The sequence below is a fragment of the Microbacterium sp. NPDC080220 genome (assembly GCF_040686395.1).
GTDB lineage: Bacteria > Actinomycetota > Actinomycetes > Actinomycetales > Microbacteriaceae > Microbacterium > Microbacterium gawkjiense.
Genome location: NZ_JBFBOP010000004.1, coordinates 78,490 through 94,344, shown reverse-complemented (window position 1 = coordinate 94,344; position 15,855 = coordinate 78,490). Strand labels below are relative to the sequence as shown.

The following is a 15,855-nucleotide window of genomic DNA, read 5'->3' as shown; positions in this document are numbered from 1 at the left end:
AGAGGGCCCCGGCCGTGCAAAATCAGTCCCGACGACGCCGCTTCGTCAGTCGGACGGTGGGCAGCGGCGGGGCCGGGATGCGCTCGTCGCCGTGGGTGACGACGTGCCCGAAGCGGGGGGTGTCCGCCTCCCACTCCTCACGCGCGGCGACGATCTCCTCGTGGCTGCGCCCGACGAAGTTCCACCACATGACGATGTCGCTCTCGAACGGCTCGCCGCCGAGCAGGAACACCGTGACGTCGGTGGGCGCGGCGATCTCGATCCGCTCGCGCCCGACGCCGAGGTAGAGCAGGTCGTTGTCGCCGAGGGCGACGGGCTCGTCGGCGGAGTGCACGAGCGGCGCACCGTCGACCCCGACGATCGCGTGCTCCCACGCGGGGTTCAGCGGGATCCGGATGCGAGCACCGGCCGGGATGAAGACCTCCGCGCCGACGATGGGCGTGTACACGGTGGCGGGGGAGCGGATGCCGGCGAGCTCGCCGACCACGACGACGGCCGCCGCGCCCTCGCCGAGTTCGACGATCGGCAGATCGGTGTGCCGCTCGAAGTCCGGCCCGCCGTGCCGGCGCGACTCGGGCAGGGCCACCCAGAGCTGGAGCGCGTCGGTGACGGACGGCTCGTCGCCCATCGAGTACTCGGAGTGCGCGATGCCGGCGCCGCTCGTCATGATGTTCAGCTGTCCGCGCTTGATGACGACGTCGGAGCCGATCGTGTCGCGGTGCCGCGTCTCGCCCGCGAACGGCCACGTCACCGTCTGCAGCCCGATGTGCGGGTGCGGTTCGACCCGCATCGTCGTGACCTGCGGCCCGAACCGGTCGAGGAAGCACCAGGCGCCCACCATCGGCAGCTCGCGCTGCGGCAGCGCGCGGTGCACCTGCATGCCCCGCACCCCGCCGAGGGGCACCTCTCGCGAGGTCAACAGGACGGAACGCGGGCCGTCGCAGGATGCCGGGGCGTCGACTGTCTCGGTGGGATCGGCGTCGAGGCGGGTCATCCGGTCACTCCGCGTCGGGTGAGACGACGGTGAGGCCGGGAACGTCGTTGCTCTCGAGGTACCCGGCGACGAACGGGCACGTCGGGACGACCTCGGCGTCGCGTCGCGCGAGGTCGGCGAGCGCCTCGGAGACAAGGATCTTGCCGAGACCCTGGCCCTTGTAGGCGGGGTCGACCTTGGTGTGGGGCATGACCGTGCGACCGGCGTCGTCGGTCGTGATGAGCGTGTACCCGGCGACCGCGCCGTCGACGTGGATCTCGTAGCGGTTCTTCTCGTCGTTGCGCGTGACCGTCGGTGCGGCGTCGTGTGCCACGGGGACCCCCTCTGTCGTGTGGGTCAACCGTATGCGGCCCGTGCGTCTTCCCGCCAGGACCCCGCGCCTCCGCCCGTGCCGTTCGTCGCGCCGGTCGCGCCGCTCGTCGCAGCGGCACCCGTCCGAGCGGAGAGGCGCGGCATCCCTCTTCTTACCCTGTCGTGTACGCAAAGACGCGCCCTGAAGGAGTCGCCCATGTCTGCACCGTCGCGCCGTGGCAAGGCCGCCACGCTCGAACCCGATCCCTCCCTTCCCCCCGTCGCCCTCACCGAGGAGCAGAAGACCAAGGACGGCCGCTGGACGCCGCTGAAGATCGTCGTCTGGGCCGCCATCGCCCTCGCCGGCGGTCTCGGCTGGACGATGCTCGCCATCGTCCGCGGTGAGACCGTCAACGCGATCTGGTTCGTGTTCGCGGCCGTCGCCACCTACCTCATCGGCTATCGCTTCTACTCGAAGGTCATCGAGAAGCACCTCCTGCGTCCCGACGATCGGCGCGCCACCCCCGCCGAGGTCAAGCAGGACGGCAAGGACTACGTCCCGACCGACCGTCGGGTGCTCTACGGCCACCACTTCGCCGCCATCGCCGGCGCGGGCCCGCTCGTCGGCCCCGTCCTCGCGGCGCAGATGGGCTTCCTCCCCGGCACGATCTGGATCATCGTGGGTGTCGTCCTCGCCGGCGCCGTGCAGGACTACACCGTGCTCTTCTTCTCGATGCGCCGCGGCGGTCGCACCATCGGCCAGATGGCCCGTCAGGAGCTCGGCCGCATCGGCGGCACCGCCGCGATCATCGCGTCGCTGCTGATCATGCTGATCATCGTCGCGATCCTCGCCCTCGTCGTCGTCAACGCACTCGGCGAGAGCCCGTGGGGTGTCTTCTCCGTCTCGATGACCATCCCGATCGCCCTGTTCATGGGGCTGTACCTGCGGTACCTCCGCCCCGGCAAGGTCACCGAGGTCTCGATCATCGGCTTCGTCCTCCTGATCGCCGCCATCGTCGCCGGTGGCTGGGTCGCCGAGACCGCGTGGGGACAGGAGTTCCTGCAGCTCGACCGCACCGTGATCGCCTGGGGCATCATCATCTACGGCTTCATCGCCGCGGTCCTCCCGGTCTGGCTGCTGCTCGCCCCGCGCGACTACCTGTCGACCTTCATGAAGATCGGCGTCATCGTGATGCTCGCCGGCGCCATCGTGCTCGTGCGCCCCGAGATCACCGTGCCGGCGGTCACCGACTTCGCGCTCGAAGGCACCGGGCCGGTGTTCGCCGGTCCCCTCTTCCCGTTCCTGTTCGTGACGATCGCCTGCGGTGCCCTGTCGGGCTTCCATGCGCTCATCTCGTCGGGGACGACGCCGAAGCTCGTCGAGAAGGAGCGCCAGACCCGCTTCATCGGTTACGGCGGCATGATCATGGAGTCCTTCGTCGCGATCATGGCCCTCGTCGCCGCGATCTCGATCGACCAGGGCATCTACTACGCGATGAACGCGTCGGCCGCGGCCACGCAGGGCACCGTCGAAGGTGCGGTCGCGTTCGTGAACTCGCTCGGCATCACCGGGGTGAACCTCACCCCCGAGATACTCACGAGCACGGCGGCCGCGGTGGGCGAGGAGTCGATCGTCTCGCGCACCGGCGGTGCGCCGACCCTCGCGCTCGGCCTCGCGCACATCATGCAGCAGGCCCTCGGCGGCCCCGCCATGATGGCGTTCTGGTACCACTTCGCCATCATGTTCGAGGCGCTGTTCATCCTCACGGCGGTGGATGCCGGTACCCGCGTCGCGCGCTTCATGCTGCAGGACTCGATCGGCCACTGGGTCCCCAAGTTCCGCGACGTCTCGTGGCGCCCGGGCGTGTGGATCACGACGGCGATCATGGTCGCCGGCTGGGGAGCGATCCTCATCCTCGGCGTCACCGACCCGCTCGGCGGCATCAACACGTTCTTCCCGCTGTTCGGCATCGCCAACCAGCTTCTCGCCGCGATCGCGCTCGCCGTGGTCCTCGCGATCATCGCCAAGCGCGGCCCGTCGTTCGTGAAGTGGCTGTGGATCGTCGCCCTGCCGCTCGCGTTCGCCGCGGTCGTGACGATCACCGCGTCGGCCTACAAGATCTTCTCGCCCAACCCGGCGATCGGATACTGGTCGAACCACTTCCGCTACCGCGACGCGCTCGCCGCCGGCGACACGACCCTCGGCACCCCCGAGGTCATGGGCGCCGTCATCCGCAACACCTTCGTGCAGGGCACCCTGTCGATCGTGTTCGTGACCCTCGCGATCATCGTGATCATCGCCGCGGTGGCGGTCACGATCACCGCGATCCGCCGCGGCGGCGAGAACCACGAGGACGAGCCGGTGCCCTCGCGCCGCTTCGCCCCGGCCGGCTTCATCGCCACTCCGTCCGAGCGCGAGCTCGACAAGCAGTGGGAGCCGATCCTCGCCGACGAGCGCGCGGCGAACCGGCACTGAGAGGGCCCCGGAAATGAGTACTCGGACGGATGCCGCGGTCTCGCCGATGCGGGCGATGCTCGACCTCGTCGTGCGGGCGGGCCGCGGTGTCCGCTGGTACATGACGAACCTCATGGGCGACAGCGCCTATGGCACCTACGTCGCCCACCACCGGCGTGTGCACCCCGGGGAGGAACCGATGACCGAGCGGCAGTTCTGGCGTCAGAAGATGGACGACCAGGACCGCAACCCGGGCGCCCGCTGCTGCTGACGCCCGCGATCTAGGCTCGTCGCATGACCGATGCCGTCGTCCTCGCCGCCCTGCTCGGCGTGGTCGGCGGCATCGTGCTGTCGGCCGTACTGCTGCTCGCGCGACGCTACGCCCGCGGCGCGGGCGGGCTCGGCAGCGAGGCGGAGGAGGCCACCTACCGCGCACTGCACCAGGCGAGCCTCGCCGCGCCGCACCTGCGCGGCGGGCTCGACACCGCCGACGTCGCCCGCGCCGCGAAGCACCTGCGGGCGGTGCTCGGCAGTCCCGCGATCGTCCTCGTCGTCGGCGACGTCATCGTCGCCCGTGACGGGCAGACCGAGGGATTGGATGCCGCGGCCCGCCGCATCGCCGCGCAGGTGACCGAGACGGGCAAGCGCCGCATCTTCCCCCGCGCCGACGGCGGCGACGGGCTCGAGGCGGTCGGCGCGCCGATCCGCGTGGACGGGCGGGTCTCGGGCGTGCTCGTCGCCTTCGCCGCGCCCGTCCGGGCGGCGCTCGTGCGCGCGGCGGGGGAGGTGGCGGACTGGTGCGCGGCGCAGGCCACGCTCGGTGAGCTCGACGCGTCGCGGGCGGCGCTCGCCGAGGCCGAGCTGCGCTCGCTCCGCGCCCAGATCTCGCCGCACTTCATCTACAACGCGCTGACCGCGATCGCCTCGTTCATCTCCACCGACCCGCCGCGCGCCCGCGAACTGGTGCTCGAGTTCGCCGACTTCACGCGGTACTCGTTCCGGCGCCAGGGGGAGTTCACGACGCTCGCCGAGGAGCTGCGCAGCATCCATTCCTACCTCGAACTCGAGCACGCGCGCTTCGGCGGACGGCTGTCGGTGACGCTGCGGATCTCGCCCGAGACGCTCGCCACCGTCATCCCGTTCCTGTCGGTGCAGCCCCTCGTCGAGAACGCCGTCCGGCACGGGCTCGAGCCGGGGGAGGGCGGCGGCACGATCCTGATCGCGTCGGAGGACGCCGCGACCCACACCGAGATCACCGTCGAGGACGATGGTGCGGGCATGGACCCCGACGAGCTGCACGCGCTGCTCACGAGCGCCGCCGACGGTCGCAACGTCGGCCTGCGCAACGTCGACACGCGGCTGCGCCAGCTGTACGGCGCCGAGGGCGGACTCGTCGTCGAGACGGCGCCGGGCGCCGGTACCCTCGTGCGCATGCGGATCCCGAAGTCGCAGCCGCACCACCTCACCCGGGAAGAGGGATGAGCGCCGTGATCGACGTCCTCGTCGCCGACGACGAGAAGCCGGCGCTCGACGAACTGGCCTTCCTGCTGCGCGCCGACGACCGGATCGGCGAGGTGCTGACGGCGTCGTCGGGCGCCGAGGCGCTGCGACTGCTCACCGAGCGGCCGGTCGCCGCCGCGTTCCTCGACATCCACATGCCCGGGCTCTCGGGACTCGAGCTCGCGACGGCCCTCCGCGGGCTCGCGTCCCTTCCGGCGGTCGTGTTCGTCACCGCCGACGACGCGCACGCCGTCGACGCGTTCGAACTGCAGGCGCTCGACTATCTGCTCAAGCCCGTCCGGGTCGAGCGGCTGCGTCGCGCCGTCGACCGCATCACCGAGAGCGATCGCCCCGCCGAGAGCGACGAGGTGCTGCCCGTGACCGTCGGGTCGGCGGTGCGGTTCGTGCACCGCCGCGACGTCCGCTGGGTGCGGGCCGAGGGCGACTACACGCGCCTCCACACCGACGCCGCCTCCGGGCACCTCGTCCGCATCCCGATCTCCGAGCTCGAGACGAGGTGGGCGGATGCCGGTTTCGTCCGCATCCATCGCTCGTTCCTCGTGCGGGCGGCATCCGTCACCGAGGTCCGGCTCGCGGGGGCCGAACCGACGGTCTGGGTCGACGGGACCGCGCTGCCGGTGAGCCGGCGGCTGCTGCCCGCCGTCCGCGAGGCGCTCGTCGGGCGGGCGGGGTCGTGACCCGCGAGCGGGTGCGCGTCACCGCGGGATCGGGGCGGCCCGGTGCGCCCACGCGCGGCATCGCGCTGCCGGGCGCGCCCGTCGACGACGCCGAGGCGGCGTACGCGCGCGCCCTGCGGCGCTCGCAGCTGCGGCTCGCGCTCGGGACGCTGCTCGGGTTCGTGACGGTGACCGTCGCGCTGCTGCTGGCCATCACCCTCATCCCCGAACTGGACGAGATCGTCGTGCTGGGGGTGCCGCTGTCGTGGCTGCTGCACGCCTTCGGGTTCTATCCCGTGATCGCGGGGTTCGCGGTGCTCTACCTGCGCGGGGCGAACCGCAACGAGCGCCGCTGGCGCGCGCTCCGCGACGAGGGCGCATGAACGCGGTGCTCGACCTGCTCGCCGTCGCGGCCGTCGTGGGCGCGACCGTCCTGATCGGGGCCTACGGGCTGCGGGTCTCGCGCACGACGAGCGACTTCTTCGTGGCATCCCGCACCGTCCGCCCCGTGTGGAACGCGTCGGCGATCAGCGGCGAGTACCTCTCGGCGGGGACGTTCCTCGGGCTCTCGGGGCTCGTGCTGCTGAGCGGGGCGGAGGGTTTCTGGTTCCCGATCGGGTACGCGGCGGGGTACCTGCTCGTGCTGCTGTTCGTGGCGGCCCCGCTGCGGCGGAGCGGGGCGTACACGATCCCCGACTTCATCGAGGCACGGCTGGACTCGCGCCTCGCGCGGCGGGTGACGAGCGCCGCCTGCCTGCTCATCGGGTGGCTGTACATCGTGCCGCAGCTGCACGGGGCGGGGATCACGCTGCAGGTCGTCGCCGACATCCCGCCGTGGGTCGGCGCCGTGCTCGTCGCGGTGCTCGTCGCCGCCGCGGCGGCGGCCGGAGGGATGCGAGCGATCACCTACGTGCAGGCGTTCCAGTACTGGTTGAAGCTGACCGCGCTGCTCGTGCCGGCCGTGCTCATCACCTTCGCCGTGAACGGCGGGGCGCGCGAGATCGAGCCCCTCGTGGTCTTTCCCGCCGAGGCGGGACCCGCGGGCATCGACGCCTACGCGGCCGGGTCGCTGCTGCTCGCGCTCCTGCTCGGCACGATGGGCCTGCCGCACGTGCTGGTGCGGTTCTACACGAGCCCGACCGGCGGGTCCGCGCGGCGGACGACCGTGCTCGTCATCGTCATGGTCAGCGTCTTCTACGCCGTCTCGAGTGTCATCGGGCTGCTCGCGCGGGTGGTCGCGCCCGAGCTCGCGCAGCCGGGTGTGGCCGACACGGTCGCGCTCGTGCTGCCCGCGCGGGTGTTCCCCGGCATCGTGGGGGAGCTGCTGACGGCGCTCGTCGTCGCCGGCGCGTTCGCCGCGTTCCTCGCGACCTCCGCCGGGCTCACCGTCTCGCTCGCGGGGGTCATCAGCCAGGACGTGTTCTCGGGCTCGGTTCGCTCGTTCCGTCTGTCGGCCGTCGTGGTCGCCGTCGTGCCGCTCGCGATCGCCCTGCTCACGGCGCCGGCCGGGCTGGTCGCCTCGGTCGGAGTCGTGTTCGTGTTCGCGGCATCCGCTCTGTCTCCCGTGCTGCTGCTGTCGATCTGGTGGTCGCGGTTGACGGCGCGCGGCGCCGTGGTGGGCATGGTGACCGGCGGCGTCGCGTGCGCCGTCGCGTTCGCCGTGCATGCGGCGGTGGGAGGCGTGGGGCTCGCGGCGCCGCTGCTCGCGCAGCCGGCGGCCTGGACCATCCCGCTCGCGACGGCCGTCACCGTCGTCGTGTCGCTCACCGACCGCGCCGGCGCGCCCGTGCGGGCGGGCGCGTACCTCGCCCGGCTGCACACCCCCGGCCGCGGCTGAGCGGGCCGCGGGCCGTTCTCCGGAGATTCTGCGGGGTCAGGGCTGCCGACGCGCTGGATGCCCCATTTTCTCCGAAGAACGGCTCGCCGCGGTTTCCGTCTCCGCGTCCGCCCCGGCCCCGCAGATCCGCCGGAACCGGGGTCGTGCGGGCTGACGCCGCCCCTGCGGGCTGCTCACGGAACGACCATGCGATCGCTCCGACCGGCCACGTCCCGGTTGGGGGAGAGCAGAATGTGCGCATGCGTCGGTCTTTGAGGTGGTCCGTCCTCGGTGCGGCCGTGGTCGTGTCTCTGCTCAGCGGGTGCGCCGCGTCACCGTCTCCGTCGTCGTCCCCGTCCGCGGCCGCCACGCCGTCCGCGGGCCCCACGCCGACCCCGTCCGCAACCCCGTCCCCCGACCCGGTCGCCGCCCTCACGCTCGAACAGCGCGTCGGCCAGCTCTTCATGGTGGGCACGAAGGCGACGCAGGCGTCCCCGGTGACCCTCGCCGCCGTCGCCGACCGCCACGCGGGTGGGATCTTCCTCAGCGGCCGGTCGCGCACCGGGGTCTCCGCCACCGCGGACGTCGTCGCGAGGTTCACCGCGCTCGATCACCCCGACGGCGCGCCGCTGTGGGTCGCGACGGATCAGGAGGGCGGCGAGGTGCAGGTGCTGCAGGGTCCCGGGTTCGACGCGATGCCCTACGGCATCCGTCAGGCAGACCTCCGCGACGCGCAGCTGCGCGCGTCCGCCGAGAAATGGGGCCGCGAGCTCGCCGACGCGGGCGTCAACCTCGACCTCGCCCCCGTCGCCGACATCGTCACGAGCGAGGCGACCCGCTTCGACAACCCGCCCATCGGCGGCTACGGCCGGCAGTACGGCTACGACGCTGAAACGGTGGCGGCGAAGGCGGGTGCGTTCGCCGAGGGGATGCGGGATGCCGGCATCCTGCCCACCTTCAAGCACTTCCCGGGCCTCGGCCACGTCACGGCGAACACCGACACCGCGGCGGATGTCGTCGACACGACGGTGACCCCGGACGGTCCCGACGTCGACGTGTACCGGCCGCTGACCGAGGCGGGGCCGAGCGCCGTCATGGTCTCGTCGGCGATCTACGACCGCATCGACGGATCGAGGCCGGCGGTCTTCTCGCCCACGGTGGTGAAGGTCCTGCGCGACGAGGTCGGGTTCGACGGCGTGCTGTTCTCGGACGACCTGTCGGCCGCCATGGCGGTGTCGGCGTGGTCGCCGGCCGAGCGCGCCGTCGACGCGATCTCGGCAGGTGTCGACGTGGTGCTGGTGTCGGCGAAACCGTCGGTCTTCCCCGCCATGTACGACGCCGTGCTGGCGAAGGCGCAGAGCGACCCGCGGTTCGCGGCGCAGGTGGATGCCGCGGCCGCGCGGGTGCTCGCCGCGAAGGCCGACATGCCCTGACCCGTCGCGTGCCGGATGCAGGGCGAAACGCCCGGTCGCGCCCGATCGGCGGCCGGCGGCGTCGATCCGACCTGCACCGGGCACACCGTCCCGGCGCCCGTGAGGCAGACTCGAGGGATGACCTCGACGCTCCGGGACCGCATCCCCGTCGGGTCGACCCCCGACGCGGTGTACGAGGGTTTCCTCGAATGGACGATCGAGCGCGGCATCGAGCTGTACCCCGCTCAGGACGAGGCGGTCCTCGAACTCGCGTCCGGGTCGCACGTGATCCTCGCGACGCCGACCGGCACGGGCAAGTCGCTCGTCGCGGTCGCGGCACACGCGGCATCCCTCGCCCGCGGCGGCCGCACGTACTACACGGCTCCGATCAAAGCCCTCGTCAGCGAGAAGTTCTTCGCCCTCGTCGACATCTTCGGACCGGATGCCGTGGGCATGGTCACGGGCGATTCGTCGGTGAACCCCGACGCGCCGATCATCTGCTGCACGGCCGAGATCCTGGCGAACAGCGCGCTGCGCCTCGGCCCTGACGCGCAGATCGACCAGGTCGTGATGGACGAGTTCCACTACTACGGCGATCCCGACCGCGGGTGGGCGTGGCAGGTGCCGCTGCTGCTCCTGCCGAAGGCGCAGTTCCTGCTCATGTCGGCGACGCTCGGCGACGTGTCGGCGATCTCGGCCGACCTCGAGCGGCGCACGGGTCGACCGGTCGCGCACATCGCCGGCGCGGAGCGCCCGGTGCCGCTCGACTTCTCGTACGCGCGCCGCCCCGTGCACGAGGTTCTCGAGGGGCTGCTCGAGAACGGCGAGGCCCCGGTCTACATCGTGCACTTCTCGCAGGCCGCCGCCCTCGAGCGCGCGCAGGCACTGTCGAGCGTGAAGATCACGACGCGCGAGCAGCGCGACGCGATCGCCGAGACGATCGGCGGCTTCCGCTTCACGACCGGGTTCGGCAAGACGCTGTCGCGGCTCGTCCGCGCGGGCATCGGGGTGCATCACGCGGGGATGCTGCCGCGCTACCGGCGGCTCGTCGAGACGCTCGCGCAGCGCGGGCTGCTCCGCGTCATCTGCGGCACCGACACGCTCGGCGTCGGCATCAACGTGCCGATCCGGACGGTGATGATCACGGCGCTGTCGAAGTACGACGGCACGAAGATGCGGCAGCTGTCGGCGCGCGAGTTCCACCAGATCGCCGGGCGTGCGGGGCGTGCGGGCTTCGACACCCACGGCAGTGTCGTGGTGATGGCGCCCGAGTGGGAGATCGAGAACGCCGTCGCGCTCGCGAAGGCGGGCGACGACGCGGCGAAGCGCAAGAAGATCGTGCGCAAGAAGGCGCCGACGGGGGTCGTCAACTGGGGCGAGGGGTCGTTCGAGCGTCTGGTGGCGGCCGAACCCGAACCGCTGTCGCCGCAGTTGAAGCTGACCTCGGCGATGCTCATCAACGTGATCGGTCGCGGCGGCGACGTGTTCGCGAACGTGCGGTCACTCGTTTTCGACAACCACGAGCCGCGCGCGCGGAAGTACGAGCTGGCCCGCCGGGCGATCGCGTTGTTCCGGACCCTCGTGGCGGCGGACATCGTCGTGGCGGACGGCGACGGCATCCGTCTCACCGTCGACCTGCAGCCGAACTTCGCGCTCAACCAGCCGCTGTCGCCGTTCGCGCTCGCCGCGATCGACCTGCTGTCGCCGGAGGACGGCGAGACCGGGACGGGGCACTATGCGCTCGATGTCGTGAGCGTGATCGAGGCGACGCTCGACGATCCGCGCGCGATCCTGTCGCAGCAGGAGTACAAGGCGCGCGGCGAGGCCGTCGCGGCGATGAAGCGCGACGGCATCGAGTACGACGAGCGCATGGAGCTGCTCGAGGCGGTGACGTGGCCGAAGCCGCTGGCCGAGCTGCTGGCGCAGGCGTACGAGACGTTCGCGTCGAGTCAGCCGTGGGTGCGCGACTTCGAGCTGTCGCCGAAGTCGGTCGTGCGCGACATGTTCGAGCGGGCGATGTCATTCGGCGAGTTCGTCTCGTTCTACCAGTTGGGGCGCAGCGAGGGGCTGGTGCTGCGGTACCTGTCCGATGCGTACCGGGCGATCCGGCAGACGGTGCCGGCGGAGGCGCGCACCGACGACCTGCTCGACCTGATCGAGTGGCTCGGCGAGCTGGTGCGCCAGGTCGATTCGAGCCTCGTCGACGAGTGGAATGCGCTCGTGAACCCGGCGGACGAACCCGAGGCTCCCGTCGTGCCGCCTGCACCTCCGTCGGTGCTGACGAACCGTCGAGCGTTCGTCGTGCTGGTGCGCAACGAGATGTTCCGCCGGGTGCAGTTGGCCGCGCTGCAGGACGACGATGCGCTGGTCGAGTTGGATCCGGATGCCGCCTGGCCCGACGTCCTCGACCGGTACTTCGACGATCACGACGAGATCCTCACCGGCGGGGCGGCCCGCAGCCCCGCGTTGTGCGTCATCGACGAGTCGTCGGCGTCCGACGGGGTGTGGCGAGTGGAGCAGATCATCGACGACCCGGCGGGCGACCATGATTGGCGGATCCGCGCGGAGGTCGACCTCGAGGCATCCGTCGAAGAGGGCGCTGCGGTCGTGCGGGTGACCGAGGTCCTGCGGCTCTAGAGCTCGCGGGTCCAATCCTCGCCGTCGCGTGTGAAGACGATGCGGGTGTGACGTCGGTCGGGGGAGCCCTGCCAGAACTCGATGCGCTCGGGGACGAGGCGCCAGAGCACCCAGTCGCCGGGCGCGAGGAGCGCACCGGCCGGACTGCCGGCGATGTCGGCCGCGCTCTCGTCGGGTGCGGCCTCGCGCACGGCGCCGCGGACGCGCACGGCGCGCATGACGGGCTGCCACCAGAGGTTCAGCGCGGCGGCGGGGTTCTCGGCGAGCTGCGCGCCTTTGGCCGACGAGCGCGGACCGGCGAACTGCCAGCCGTTCGCATCGACCCCTTTGAGGATGAGGGTGCGCGCGTCGGGGCGACCACCGGCATCCGCTGTGGCGAGGGTCATCGCGCGCGGTTCGGCGACACCGGCGTCGGCGGCGTGGCGGATCCACGTCTCGAAGAGGGTGATGGGATCGGCCGGGAGGTCCGAGGGGTCGAGCGGCGGCGGAGATCCGGTGAGGGACGGCTGGGCGCGGAGCCACCGGGTGAGCTCGTTCATGCTCCCATCCTGCTCCGAGGTGTCACGATGTCGGTGCGGGCGGGCAGACTGACCCCGTGGCGACCTACCTGGCATTCCTGCGTGCGATCAACCTGGGGGCGAAGCGGGTGTTCCCGAAGGACGACATCCGGCGCGTCGTCGAGAGTGTCGGGTTCGAGGATGTCGCGACCCACATCAACACGGGCAACGTCCGTTTCGAGTCGCGGATGCGGTCGCGCCAGCGGATCGAGCGGACATTGGAGGCGGCCTTCGCCGCGGATCGCGGGTTCGAGGTCCCGACCATCGTGTTCTCGACCGCGGAGTTCCGCGAGGTCGCTCGACAGACGCGTGAGCTGGATGATGCGAACCCCGGGCTCGCGCGCCACTACGTCTACCTGCTGAAGGACGAGCTCACGGAGGCCCAGATCGCGGCCAACGAGGGTCGTGCGGACGGGCGCGGTCGGATGGTGGTGCGGGGGCGCGCGGCGCACGCGCTGCTGCAGCCCGGGTACCAGGACGGTGCGGTCGATCCGCTGGGCGCCGCGTCGTTGCTGGGTGTCGCGACGAACCGGAACGCGAACGTCATCGGGACACTCGCCGAGAAGTGGTGCGGCGCGTGAGCGCCGTGATCCGCGAGCCGGTCGCAGCGGATGCCGAGGCGATCGCCGCGCTGCACGTCGCGACGTGGCGTGAGACGTATGGGCATCTGCTCCCCGACGATTTCTTCACTGGAGAGCTCCTGGACCGGCGGCGTCGCATGTGGACGCGGATCCTCACCGATTCGCGCCCGGAGCATGTCGTACGGGCGGCGGAGGCCGGCGGCGAGCTGATCGGTTTCGCGATGTCGGGCATCTCCGATGAGGGAATCCCGCAGCTGTACATGCTCTACGTCCTGGCGGCGCAGCACGGCGCGGGGATCGGGCAGAGGCTGTTCGACGGAGTGCTCCCGCCGGGTCCGGCGGTGCTGTGGGTCGCGAAAGAGAATCCTCGGGCCATCGCGTTCTACCGCCGCAACGGCTTCGCTTTCGACGGCGCCGAGCAGAGCGACCCGGGAACGGCGGGAATCGTGGAAGCGCGGATGGTGCGGTGAGAACGCGGGATTGCGATCAGTGCGCGATCGGCAGCACGAGTCTCGCTGCAGGAGCGGGGTCGGTGACGAGTCGCGCGTGGGTCTCGACGTCATAGCGAACCTCGCCGTAGCGGAGCTTCTCCCGCTCGATCCCCTCGGCGAGGAATCCCGCCGCCGTCGCCACTCGGCATGACGCAGGGTTGTTCACCCGATGTCCGAGCTCGAGCCGGTACAGCCCGTTCGCAAAGGCCCACTCGCTCACCGCGATGAGCGCGCCCGCCGCATAGCCCTTGCCGCGCGCAGCGGGTGCGAGCCAGTAGGACATCCACGCCGTCTCGTGCCGGAACTCGATCGCAGCCGCTCCGACGTTGCCGACGGCGATGCCGTCCTCGACGACGGCCCAGTTCTTCACGTACTCGTCGAAGCGTAGGGATCGGTCGATGAACGCCTCAGCAGCTGCCCGGCTCGGCAGGTCGATGCCTCCGAACTGCGTCGCCAGATCAGAGGCGCTGCGTGATGCCTCGTTCAGCGCGGAGGCATCACCGGTATCCCACGGGCGAAGCGTGACACTCACGACCCCATCCTGCCTCAGCCGTCGGATCGCAACCCGACTCGGCCTTCGGCGACACCGCCTAGAACGGTGGCGGTCCGGGTGGGTCGACGGTGAAGGTGGGGATGCGGCGTTCGGGCTGGACGAGGTAGACCCGGCCAGCGGGTGAGGTCCATTCGAGTGCGCCGCCGGGTTTGGCTCTGACCTCCCAGTCGGATTGGTGTTTGAGGGTGTGATGCCCGCGGCACAGCGGTGCCAGGTTGTCGGCGGCGGTGTCTCCGCCGTGGTGCCAGTCGACGGTGTGGTCGACGTCGCACCGGTCGGCGGGGATCCCGCAGCCGGGGGCCATGCACCGCGCGGCCCGCCAGGTGACGAGCCGTCGCAGGTCGGCGGGTGGCCGGTACTGCTCTCGCCCGACGGAGAGGACGACCCCGGTTTCGGGGTGGGTGAGCACCCGCATCCACCCCGACGCCGCCCCGCACAGTTCCCGCGCCTTATCGAGCGGGATCGGGCCGACACCGTCGACCTGCGCGGCCGGGCCGTCACCGGTGAGAAGCGTCAGGGCGGGGACGGTGATCGCGACGGTGGGACGGATCCCGCGTGCGGAGTCGGGGAGCGCGTCCGTCTCCCCATCGAGGAGCAGATCCCCGAACACGTCCGCGCGCTTCTGATCCAACGTCCGCTCATCGTTGGCGGAATCGAGAGTCTTCGCGATCGCGGTGAGACGTCCGGCGATCGCATGCGCTTCCACTGCGGGGAGGTGTGCGGTGAGCCATGCCATCCCATCCACCCCCGCATCCACCCGCACGTGCCGGTGCGCGACGGCCGCGGCGTGCTGCTCGGCGAGGGTGGCTTCCTGCTCGCGGTCGACGATGCGTTTCATCGCCCGCCGGAACGGCCCGGTCGGCAGCTCCTGGGCCAGGCTCAGCACCTCAGACACCAGCCCCGCGGTCACGTCGTCGAGCTGGTCGAGCCCGTCGACGATGATCGTCGCGTGGGTGTCGGTGATGTCCGCACGGCTCATCGCCTCCCACACCTGCGGGTACCGGCGCAGCAGCGCGTGCCCGACACCCATCAACCGTCCCGCCGCGTGCTCGGTGATCCGCAACGCGGCGGCGACTTCGAGCCGCACCGACCGTTCCACGAACGCGACCGGCTCGTCCCGACGGCGCGCGTCGGCGATCGCGTCATCCCACAACTCGACGATGCACGCGTACCGCTGCGCGGCGTGGATGGTCGCCATGTCCGCACTCAGCACCACCCAGTCAAGCGTCGACGGGATCCCCTCCGGGACCTCGTCGCGACGATCGGCTGAACTGGACATAGTTCCAGACTAGGAGGGGGTTCCGACATCGCTTCCGGCTGCCGCCCGGCATCCGTCCCGCCGTTCGTCGAGGCGTCGCAGATGGTCACATTCGACGCCGCCGGCCGACCATCTGCGACCCCTCGGCGCAGCACCCGCCGGCCTCACGCCCCGCCGAGCACCCGCGTCCACGCGACCTCTCGCGTGATCTGCCCGGTCGCGACGAACGCCCGCACCTGATGCGTGTCGGCCAGGACGCGCGCGAGCTCCGACAGGTCCGCAGCGACGAAGCCCAGCGACTGCCAGAACGCGCCCGACCGGCGGCTGAACAGCCACGCCGTCGTCGCCCCCTCGTCCGCGGCGCGTTCGAGCGCGAAAGCGGCCATTTCCCTCCCGCGCCCGCGGGTGCGCGACGCCGACGCGACGGCGACGCTCCGGATCAGCGCGTGCGTGCCGTCGCCGCTCAGCTCGTACCCGGTGCTCCCGACGATCCGCCCCGACTCGTCGCGCTCGACCCACAGCCGGGTCGACGGCGCGTCGAGTCCCGTGACGGTCAGGTCGACCTCGCGCAGGAAGGCCTCGACCTCACCGGCATCCGCCGCCGTGCACCTGATCAGTTCCATCCCCGCTCCT

The 15,855-nt window shown here is 71.4% G+C and carries 16 protein-coding genes; 10 read left to right on the top strand and 6 right to left on the bottom strand.

All coding sequences use genetic code 11. The features are described 5' to 3' along the window. Positions 1-22 precede the first annotated feature (22 nt). Both AB0P29_RS08145 and AB0P29_RS08140 read right to left on the bottom strand, forming a co-directional pair. Entirely contained in the window at positions 23-994 is a 972-nt protein-coding gene (locus AB0P29_RS08145; protein ID WP_363379350.1) for a pirin family protein, read from the bottom strand. A 4-nt stretch (positions 995-998) separates the two neighbouring features. Further along, entirely contained in the window at positions 999-1,307 is a 309-nt protein-coding gene (locus AB0P29_RS08140; protein ID WP_217529952.1) for a GNAT family N-acetyltransferase, read from the bottom strand. Between the two features lie 195 nt (positions 1,308-1,502). Here AB0P29_RS08140 and AB0P29_RS08135 point away from each other — a divergent pair, with 195 nt between their 5' ends. From AB0P29_RS08135 to AB0P29_RS08100, 8 genes are all read left to right on the top strand, one after another. Then, complete coding sequence (locus tag AB0P29_RS08135) at positions 1,503-3,761, top strand: carbon starvation CstA family protein (RefSeq protein ID WP_363379349.1); 2,259 nt, start codon at positions 1,503-1,505, stop codon at positions 3,759-3,761. 13 nt (positions 3,762-3,774) lie between these two features. Next, complete coding sequence (locus tag AB0P29_RS08130; protein ID WP_363379348.1) at positions 3,775-4,011, top strand: YbdD/YjiX family protein; 237 nt, start codon at positions 3,775-3,777, stop codon at positions 4,009-4,011. A 23-nt stretch (positions 4,012-4,034) separates the two neighbouring features. Next, positions 4,035-5,222 (top strand): histidine kinase, encoded by a 1,188-nt coding sequence (locus tag AB0P29_RS08125; protein WP_363379347.1) that lies wholly within the window; start codon positions 4,035-4,037, stop codon positions 5,220-5,222. Continuing rightward, positions 5,219-5,938 (top strand): LytTR family DNA-binding domain-containing protein, encoded by a 720-nt coding sequence (locus AB0P29_RS08120; protein ID WP_363379346.1) that lies wholly within the window; start codon positions 5,219-5,221, stop codon positions 5,936-5,938. Before AB0P29_RS08125 ends, AB0P29_RS08120 begins: the two co-directional genes overlap by 4 nt. Then, on the top strand, positions 5,935-6,300 hold the full coding sequence (locus AB0P29_RS08115; protein ID WP_064003543.1) for a hypothetical protein: 366 nt from the start codon (positions 5,935-5,937) through the stop codon (positions 6,298-6,300). Before AB0P29_RS08120 ends, AB0P29_RS08115 begins: the two co-directional genes overlap by 4 nt. Then, the gene (locus tag AB0P29_RS08110) at positions 6,297-7,754 is read left to right on the top strand and encodes a cation acetate symporter (protein WP_363379345.1); all 1,458 of its coding nucleotides are present in this window, start codon (positions 6,297-6,299) and stop codon (positions 7,752-7,754) included. Before AB0P29_RS08115 ends, AB0P29_RS08110 begins: the two co-directional genes overlap by 4 nt. A 239-nt stretch (positions 7,755-7,993) precedes the next feature. After that, a complete protein-coding gene (locus tag AB0P29_RS08105) occupies positions 7,994-9,166 on the top strand; it encodes a glycoside hydrolase family 3 N-terminal domain-containing protein (protein ID WP_363379344.1) in 1,173 nt (390 codons plus the stop codon). A gap of 117 nt (positions 9,167-9,283) precedes the next feature. Continuing rightward, positions 9,284-11,782, top strand: coding sequence for a DUF3516 domain-containing protein (locus tag AB0P29_RS08100; RefSeq protein WP_363379343.1), 2,499 nt, complete (start codon positions 9,284-9,286; stop codon positions 11,780-11,782). On the opposite strand, the gene AB0P29_RS08095 is transcribed toward AB0P29_RS08100, so the two are convergent. Next, positions 11,779-12,321 carry a pyridoxamine 5'-phosphate oxidase family protein gene (locus tag AB0P29_RS08095; protein ID WP_363379342.1) on the bottom strand — a complete coding sequence of 181 codons (543 nt, stop codon included), beginning with the start codon at positions 12,319-12,321 and terminating at the stop codon, positions 11,779-11,781. The genes AB0P29_RS08100 and AB0P29_RS08095 overlap by 4 nt on opposite strands. A 56-nt stretch (positions 12,322-12,377) precedes the next feature. Between AB0P29_RS08095 and AB0P29_RS08090 the strand changes: the two genes are divergently transcribed. Continuing rightward, positions 12,378-12,920 (top strand): DUF1697 domain-containing protein, encoded by a 543-nt coding sequence (locus tag AB0P29_RS08090; protein ID WP_363379341.1) that lies wholly within the window; start codon positions 12,378-12,380, stop codon positions 12,918-12,920. After that, positions 12,917-13,390: a GNAT family N-acetyltransferase gene (locus AB0P29_RS08085; RefSeq protein WP_363379340.1), complete on the top strand. Its 474-nt coding sequence runs from the start codon at positions 12,917-12,919 to the stop codon at positions 13,388-13,390. The genes AB0P29_RS08090 and AB0P29_RS08085 overlap by 4 nt, the downstream gene beginning before the upstream one ends. Positions 13,391-13,406: 16 nt before the next feature. Here the strand turns inward: AB0P29_RS08085 and AB0P29_RS08080 are convergent, their stop codons facing one another. From AB0P29_RS08080 to AB0P29_RS08070, 3 genes are all read right to left on the bottom strand, one after another. Next, a complete protein-coding gene (locus tag AB0P29_RS08080; RefSeq protein ID WP_363379339.1) occupies positions 13,407-13,943 on the bottom strand; it encodes a GNAT family N-acetyltransferase in 537 nt (178 codons plus the stop codon). A 58-nt stretch (positions 13,944-14,001) separates the two neighbouring features. Continuing rightward, on the bottom strand, positions 14,002-15,243 hold the full coding sequence (locus AB0P29_RS08075; RefSeq protein ID WP_363379338.1) for a DUF222 domain-containing protein: 1,242 nt from the start codon (positions 15,241-15,243) through the stop codon (positions 14,002-14,004). 143 nt (positions 15,244-15,386) lie between these two features. Further along, positions 15,387-15,845 (bottom strand): GNAT family N-acetyltransferase, encoded by a 459-nt coding sequence (locus AB0P29_RS08070; RefSeq protein WP_363379337.1) that lies wholly within the window; start codon positions 15,843-15,845, stop codon positions 15,387-15,389. Positions 15,846-15,855 lie beyond the last annotated feature (10 nt).